Origin of the sequence: Bacillus sp. MMSF_3353, from assembly GCF_030733445.1 — a bacterium.
In the GTDB taxonomy this organism is placed as follows: Bacteria; Bacillota; Bacilli; order Bacillales; family Bacillaceae_G; genus Bacillus_A; species Bacillus_A wiedmannii.
In genome coordinates, this window is sequence record NZ_JASHJA010000067.1 from 1 (window position 1) to 8247 (window position 8247).

The 8247-nt window shown below is 32.8% G+C and carries 6 protein-coding genes and 3 pseudogenes; 3 read left to right on the top strand and 6 right to left on the bottom strand.

The genetic code is table 11. The annotated features are described in order from the left end of the window. Nucleotides 1–71: 71 nt before the first annotated feature. Nucleotides 72–233: pseudogene (locus tag RBB48_RS31155) on the top strand (IS4 family transposase); the annotation flags it as partial. Between the two features lie 263 nt (nucleotides 234–496). Here RBB48_RS31155 and RBB48_RS31160 read toward each other — a convergent pair. Both RBB48_RS31160 and RBB48_RS31165 read right to left on the bottom strand, forming a co-directional pair. After that, nucleotides 497–628, bottom strand: a pseudogene (locus RBB48_RS31160) (recombinase family protein); the annotation flags it as partial. Continuing rightward, nucleotides 629–2011: a 6-phospho-beta-glucosidase gene (locus tag RBB48_RS31165; protein WP_306008815.1), complete on the bottom strand. Its 1383-nt coding sequence runs from the start codon at nucleotides 2009–2011 to the stop codon at nucleotides 629–631. It lies immediately after the preceding pseudogene. 312 nt (nucleotides 2012–2323) lie between these two features. Here RBB48_RS31165 and RBB48_RS31170 point away from each other — a divergent pair, with 312 nt between their 5' ends. Both RBB48_RS31170 and RBB48_RS31175 read left to right on the top strand, forming a co-directional pair. Next, a complete protein-coding gene (locus tag RBB48_RS31170) occupies nucleotides 2324–3208 on the top strand; it encodes a MurR/RpiR family transcriptional regulator (RefSeq protein ID WP_306008816.1) in 885 nt (294 codons plus the stop codon). Between the two features lie 861 nt (nucleotides 3209–4069). Then, nucleotides 4070–5497 (top strand): serine hydrolase domain-containing protein, encoded by a 1428-nt coding sequence (locus RBB48_RS31175; RefSeq protein WP_306008817.1) that lies wholly within the window; start codon nucleotides 4070–4072, stop codon nucleotides 5495–5497. 342 nt (nucleotides 5498–5839) lie between these two features. Here RBB48_RS31175 and RBB48_RS31180 read toward each other — a convergent pair whose 3' ends face one another. The 4 genes and pseudogenes from RBB48_RS31180 to RBB48_RS31195 form a co-directional block, all read right to left on the bottom strand. Then, entirely contained in the window at nucleotides 5840–6388 is a 549-nt protein-coding gene (locus RBB48_RS31180) for a GNAT family N-acetyltransferase (protein WP_306008818.1), read from the bottom strand. A 355-nt stretch (nucleotides 6389–6743) separates the two neighbouring features. After that, complete coding sequence (locus RBB48_RS31185) at nucleotides 6744–7316, bottom strand: tyrosine-type recombinase/integrase (RefSeq protein WP_306008819.1); 573 nt, start codon at nucleotides 7314–7316, stop codon at nucleotides 6744–6746. A 600-nt stretch (nucleotides 7317–7916) separates the two neighbouring features. After that, entirely contained in the window at nucleotides 7917–8105 is a 189-nt protein-coding gene (gene hfq / locus RBB48_RS31190) for an RNA chaperone Hfq (RefSeq protein WP_306008820.1), read from the bottom strand. 27 nt (nucleotides 8106–8132) lie between these two features. After that, nucleotides 8133–8247, bottom strand: a pseudogene (locus RBB48_RS31195) (transposase); the annotation flags it as partial.

Genomic DNA, 8247 nt, shown 5'->3' on the forward strand with positions numbered 1-8247 from the left:
TTGCATTCTATTCGGCTTAAAATTTCTGGAATTCAATCAATTATAGCTCTAAAAAACAGTTGACTAATCGTAAGAAAGACACCCAAGAAGTATCAAAAATTTTCCTTCGTCTGTTTGACCTCTTACAGAAAAACGGACGGAAATCGCATCGATATGAGAAAAAGACAGTCTTTGATATTTTAGGTGTCGTTTATCAGTGCACTGTATCCAATCTAAAGCAGAAAACTGCATAATCTTTAAAAACACACCATATCAAGGTTTATTTGGTATGCGTATTTTTAAAAACAAATAAACAAAATATCAAGCATTGAACGGAAGTTCATAGGAAACCCAACCTTAGCTTGATGGGCATGGGTTCACCATATCAAAAAAAGAAAATTGTACGTTTAGACACAACTTGGACATATTTTCACCTGTTCCTGTATGTTAAGAAATTTGTTCGTCTGATCAGCTACCGAGAAGTTAATCCCAGATTGAATTACAAAAAAGAACCAGCTTATAGCTGGTTTAATGTACCTTCATATTCTTTTATTATTTTATAAAAAGTGTTTTTCTTCAGTTCTAATAGTTCGATAAATTTAATCCCTGTTATTTTTCTGTTTTTCCACTTTGGATAAGTTTCTTCTATTTAGTATAAATCTCTAGCTATTTCGTCTTTTACTGTAATCCCTACAGCTTCTAACTCTGCAATTTTTTCAGCAAATTGTGGAAGATATCTTTTATGTGCAATTAATAGTTCATCTAGTACAAGTTTTGCTGTTTCGCCGCTAGGGATTAACGGGTTTATTATAAAGGCTTGTAATGCTAATCCGTAATCACCGGTTACTGCTGCTTCTTCCACACATAGTTCCATATTCTTCATTAATTGCAGCCAGCCTTTTTCTGCCGGTTGAAGAGAACCGAAAGCAATCGGTCTTGCTCCTGCAGCACCAATATAGGCAGAAACTTCCACAACATCGTCCGGAGCCAAATCTGGAATAGCACCATTATTCTTTGTCGAAACTACGATGTGTGTATTTTTATTTGCATAGATAGAAGCAATGGTTTCACATGCAGCATCTGAATAGTGGGCGCCTCCGCGTTTAGCCAACTGTTCAGGTTTATAATTTAAGTTAGGATCCTTATACAATTCAAATAGTTCTGCTTCTGTCTGTTTAACTTGTTGAGCTCTTGTTCCAACGTTTGGATCATTGTATTCTTCAAGCAAATGTTCTAACATCTCGTCATAACGGTAATAATAACGGTGATAGCCACAAGGGATCATATTCATCTGTTTCAATTGTTCTTTAAAAAACGGAACATCAAAAATATTTGACGGTATACCGGAATTTCCATCATACAATTTATCGATGATTTCGGAAGTTACATCATTTCCCTTCAAATCTTTAACTCGATGCCAGTGAAAATGATTTAAGCCGGCAAAAGTATATATTAGATCATCCAAGATTTTTTCTATTAATTCCGGTTCAGCTTTCATGGCATTAACTGGAACATTGCACAAGCCAATAACCTTTTCCCATTTACCATAACGAATAATTGCATCCGTAACCATTCCACTTGGGTTCGTGAAGTTGATTAACCAAGCATTCGGGCATAATTCTTTCATATCTTCCACAATGCCTAAAATAACAGGAATCGTTCTTAAGGCTTTGAAAATTCCACCTGCCCCATTTGTTTCTTGACCTACCATCCCATATGATAAAGGAATTCTTTCATCTTTAATCCTAGCATTTAGTAAGCCAACTCTAAATTGGGTAGTAACAAAGTCAGCATCTTTCAATGCTTCACGACGGTCTAATGTTAAATGGACTTTTACATCATATGGAGAAGCGTCCCACATTCTTTGAGCCATTTCACCAACAATTTCAAGCTTTCCCTTCCCATCTTCAATATCAACAAGCCACATTTCTTTTATTGGCAATTCTTCATATCTTTTGATAAAACCTTCCATCAATTCAGGAGTGTAACTGCTGCCTCCACCAATCGTTACAATTTTTATACCTTTTGTCATTTTATTTTTCCTCCTCTTTTACTTTTACTATTTTTTTTGTTATTTCTTATTTCCTGCTAAGTGAGGGAGAGTTTCTCTTTTGCAACTTTATTTACAAAAAAACATAAAAAATGTAAATTTAATTTATTAATGGGGAGAGTAATAATGAATAGATTGTTACTTTCTCCTTTCTTACCTGTATTATAAAATAAGGAGAAATATAATCAATATAATAAGGAGGGAATCATTCTTCATTTACAATTTCATTTACAAAAACAAATCAATTTTGTAAATGAAATTTACAAACGGAAATATTATGAGAGGTGATTAGATATGTTACTGACAGAAAAAATGAAAGAAGATATTTTTTCTTCATCTGAAAGGGCAATAATCGTATATCTTTTTGAGCAGAGAGAGAATATTAAAGATAAAACAACTAAACATATTTCTAAAGAAACTTACACTCACCCATCCACCTTAATTAGAATTGCAAAAAAACTAGGATATAGTGGATGGGTTGAATTTAAAAATAGTTTTCTTGATGAAATTGAATATCTAAATAGTCATTTTTCTTCTATTGATGCTAATTATCCTTTTGAAGGCCGGGATAGTATCATGACCGTTACAAATAAAATGGCTTTATTGAATCAGACAACTATTAGCGATACTTTGTCTCTCTTAAATTATGATGATTTGCAAAGAGCAACTAATATGTTGGATAAAGCTGCACATATTAAAGTATTTTCTATGTACCATAATTTATTAATTTGTCATGATTTTAAATCGAAGATGAACCGAATTGAAAAACATGTCAGTCTATGCACCGTTGATCCTCATTTCGAAGCAGCAAATTCTAATACTGAAACTTGTGCAATTGTTATATCTTATAGTGGAGAAAGTAAGGATATTGTCGGTCTGTTGCCATTTTTGAAGAGAAAGAGAGTACCCGTCATTGCTTTAACAAGTATTGGAGAAAATACCCTAACAAAATACGCTGATTGCATTTTGCGAATTACCACTAGGGAGAGATTGTATTCGAAAATAGGCAGTTTCAGTTCGAATGATTCCATCTGTTTTCTTTTAGATGTTCTCTATGCTTGTGTTTTTTCCAAAGACTATAAAAATAACCTCGAATATAAAATTCATATTTCCAGATATTTCGATCACAGAAAAAGTTCCAATAAAGTTATGCAAGAAGTTAAACACGATAATGTTTAAATGAGGTTGTAACAATTTGTCTTATTACATAATCAATTGACAATGACGCCTTAAAAAGACTTATTTTTTAAAATTGTGAAGGATTACACTTAAACTATCGAGGAGCTTTACTTCAATAACGGTATTCAGCAATCGGGCGCTTTAATTGAGGAAGGATCAGAATAATTCAATTGAATATATTAAGAGCATGTTTTGATCAATCATTATTCCAAAGGCACCAAAAGTTGGATGTGCAAAATAGCACTTAAAATAAGCACAAATTACCTCCTAAAATGACAAACTGACAGAAATACAATCGAAAACCAGTTCCAAAACTCATTATCAAAAACAAAGTACTGTAACAAACCTTAAATACGGTTTATGGGACATTCTTAACGTACGGTAAAAACAAGTTTTTTAACTAAAAAAATCCTTAACTTACAGGGAATCAACTAAGATGTTTCCTAAATGTGTCTAAACGTACACTTTTCTTTTTTTGATATGGTGATCCCTCATAGATCTTACACCTATGATGAGAGCTACCTAAGAGTATTTAGAATTTCGACTCCATTCTATTGTAACTGGCTTTCTCCATACAGGAGAAACATAATGAGCCAAAAACAGACAATCATAATTGTATAATGATAATAAGGTTATTGAATTTTGATTAATAAAAGCTAAGAGCCTACTACATTCTACGTAGCAAGGCTCTTTAAAGTTGTTTACTTCTTATTGACTAACGAATCTATTCGTTTAAATGTAACTCTTCACAATTATTTGATATTATATAGGTGTATAGAAAGATAAGTTAAAATTTAGTTTAGTAGTTGTAAAGTAGGTTATTTATATTATTCTCTTATAATTTTTCAAAAAGGAGAGTTTATGAAAAAGATTATTGTTTTTGTATTAATGATATTTATATTATTCTCAGGATTCGCAACACAAAGTTATGCGTTGTCAGATTCGAAATCTGCGGCAATACAAGCGTTGCTAGATGATGCCTCTCGTATATCAGGTGTGCCGGGAATGTCAATCTCAATACTTGCTGATGATGAAGTGTTCTACTTTTCTTCAGGGTATGCAGACCGTGAAAAGGGGTTGTCTGCAAGTGAAAATACACTCTATGAGTTAGCCTCGGTCAGTAAAGCTTTTACCGGTATGGGTATTATGCTGTTGGAAGAGCAAGGGCTGCTCTCAATGACTGACCCTGTCCAAAAATATTTACCTTGGTTTACGTTAAAGTATCAAGGGAAACCTGTTGATATGCAAAGCCTTACACTAAATAACTTTCTTCACCATACCAGTGGTCTAACAAATATTAGGCATACTCAAAGTATTCCACAAGGTAATACACCGGATATGTTGCAAAAGACTGTGGAAATGCTCGTAGATGCTGAATTGGCGTTCCCTCCCGGTGAACAGTATAACTATGGAACCGTTAATTATGACGTATTGGGTTTGATTATTGAGGTTGTGTCGCGACAAAGCTATGAAGACTTTATGAGGAAACAGGTATTTCAGCCGTTAGGTCTTCACCAGACGTATGTTTATAAAGAAGATGCTCAAGCCACTGGACAGTTGGCACAGGGCTACCGTTCTTCCTTTTTTATGACAACTCCATTTAATGCTCCGGATTATGCTGGGAATAAACCCGCAGGCTACATCATTTCTAATACAAAAGATATGGCGCGTTGGATGGGCATACAGCTGGGGATCGTGCAGGACATACCCGAAATATTTCACACGGTTATCGAAAAATCACATAGGGGTGATATGTCTGTTTCGGCTGTCAACGATATGTATTATGCGGCAGGCTGGTCGGTAAACGCCGACCAAACGATTATAGAACACACTGGGGGCAATCCAAATTTCAGAACCGAAGTAGCCATACTTCTAAATAAACGAACAGCCGTCTGCTTGCTGAGCAACGGCGCAAATACCAATATAAACCTGGTACTAAAAGTTCAAGATATATTAGACGGTAATCTAACTCAGTCATATGAAATAAGCGGCACACAGCTTTTGGATATCATTTTGTCGTCTATCACAATTATTCTTTGCCTATTGGCTGTTTTGCTATTTCTCTTAGGATTACGCAGAAGGAAAACGAATGAGCAGCAGCCAATGACAAAAAAGAGAATAATCGTAACAGTTATTTTCCTAATCGCTACGATTGCCCTGTGTATACTGTGCTGTGCTTTCGATTGGTCAACGATGCTTATTTGGCAAACATATAGTGTTCTTACAGCTTTGATTTCGTCAGCATTATTAACAGCAAGCATTACATGGTTTGTATACACTCACCGATAAAATACCTCGCTACCAAGATAAGCATAATGTTAAGTAATTAAATTTCAATTTATCGGTATGCTTAATTTGAAAAACATAAGACTTTTCGGTGTCTTTTTTAATATCATCGACAATTTTCCCAGTCAAGCCTAATTGCTATTGCTGTAGCTTTAAAATAAAGATTGATTAAAAACCCATCTGCAATCCTTATATAAACAATAATAAGAAAACCGTTAATTTGAATAAAGATTGCTCAAATTAACGGTTTTCTGTCTGATTAAATAACAACTTTTTATAATAAAGTCTGATTATTTCTTATTCCACAAAATCCTCCGTTAGCGACATAAGGATACTCCCGCCTTTTTAAATTCGTTTGAGGTCTCCTTTAATGATTGCGTACATATATAAATCATCAAATTTTCCACAAGTATATTCATAATGCCTCAATAAACCTTCTCTTTTAAACCCCCGATTTTCTACTAATTTTTGTGATGATAAATTCGCAGGATCAATTAGAGCCTCAATACGTTCCATTTCAAAGTGTTTATAGCCATATTTAATAACAGCTTCTAAAGCTTCACCAGCTATTCCTTGTCCCCAATATTCTTTATTTAATTCAAACCCTACTTCAGCTCGATAATGTTTAGGGCGCATATTAAGAAAACCACAACTACCTATAACAACACCAATGTTTTTCTGTGTAATCCCCCACCTTATACCTGTACCTTCTTCTAATATAGATTTATACCATCTTATTTCGCTCAAGACGTCATTTGGTGATTCGTATGGTTCTAACCCCATATGTTTAACAACGTCTTTATCTGATAGGTATTTATACATATCGTTAGCATCCTCTGGTGTCACTTCTTTTAAAATTAACCTTTCTGTTTCTATGATTGGAAATTTATTCATCAGAAAGTCTCCCTCTATAAGTATTGGTTTTAGTATTCTTATAATATTTTCTATTCTAGAATATCTCACTTACATTACATAGTAATCTATTACACAGCTAGACCCAACTACACCCTTATGCAGCTAAACTGTCGCGATAGTTAAAGAAAAAAATCCTGCAAACAAACGATTTTAATCAAACTTTATTATAAATAATCGAACTTTGTTTTAAATGATCAAGCTTTTTTATAAAACTACAATTGCTTCCACTAACCTGCTCCGTTCGTGGAATAAGGATTTTTAAACAACTATATTATTTTTTAAATGACTTTATTGTAAATTAAACAAATTTATTATTTCTGCACACTAATTAAAATTAGATTCGGAATGTATCTAGTACATTATCTTTTTCTTCTTTATTAATACCGATGTATCTTAGCGTAATTTGTGGTGTACTATGATTCAATATTTCTTGTAACATAGCAATATCTTTTGTTTGCTTGTAAAACCAATATCCAAATGTTTTACGCATGGTATGAGTGCCTAAAGATTCAACTCCGGCAAAATCCCCAGCTTTTTGTAACTGTCTATAGGCTTGAATTTTACTAATAGGTTTATCACCTTTTCGAGAAGGAAATAACCAGGTACTTTTTAGATTTTCAGCATATGGAAGTACTTCCTCAAAAATGGATGTAATATTTATGATACGCTCCTTTTTTGTCTTTCCTTCTTTCACTTTAAATTCTTTCCGTTTTTTTCGCTTCAGTTTTAAAATTTCACTCGTTTCCATTTTAAGTAAATCACTTACACGCAATCCTGTATTAATTCCAATTAGGAATAAAATGTAATCTCGCTCTGAACAATGACGTTTAAGAGACCATTTCATATCTTCGAGTTGTTCTTTGCTTCGAATTGGTTGTACATCGATTAAATGTTGCTTTTTATCCATCTGTTTTTCAATCCCTTTATTTTCAAGGTTTTGAATGTATACTTTTTTTATCTATTTTTATAACATCAATGAAATCAGATGAAAGTCAATGTTTAAGGGGAAATGAAAGTAAACTTTTGGCTAAAGTTTACATTGGATTTTTGAATTATTTATAACTAATTTTGTAATAAATTTCTCAATATTGATATAGATGTTAAATATGGGTTTTATATCGAAAATCAACAAAAAATATAATATCATAAAAATTAAGATGGTTTCTGTCATTTGTTTTTCCCTTACGCTAAAGATAAGATCATATTCCCCGATCTTATCTTTTTCATTTGTAGATTCTTAATATAAAAAAGAGAATCCTTATAACAAGACAAGGATTCTGAAACAGGAAAGAACAAATATATAATAATAAAAAGAATTATTTATATTATAATTTATTAAAACAAGACAAATATATTGAGAAAATTCAGGATGAATTGAATATTTATATACGTTTATTTATAATTGATTAAGAGTTGAAGTAGTCATCTGTTCTTTTTTTAAAGAAGATTGATCTCAATCTTCTATTTTTTGTGTTTTTTCCTCTTCCCTCAAAAAAAGGAAAAAGAATTACTTAAGAATTGTGGAAATAGCTTGTTTGTAGATTAGTTGTTGTTTACCATGAACCATCATTAGGACGGTAAATTTATCTGTTGCAAGGATCTGCCCACGTACTGGAACGCCATTCTTTAAAAATACAGTAGCTTCCCCTTTTTTCTCTTTCAATTGTTCATACATATCTTCTTGTAAATTAACCATGAAATGCGCCCCCTGGTTTGTTTGTATTTACTTTTCTTCTAATACACGATGCTTTTCACTGTTGGATATTTGTGATTCCCATTCACTTTCTATTTTTCTAAACCATTTTCCTATTTTGCTTAGATAATATCTTTTTACTTCA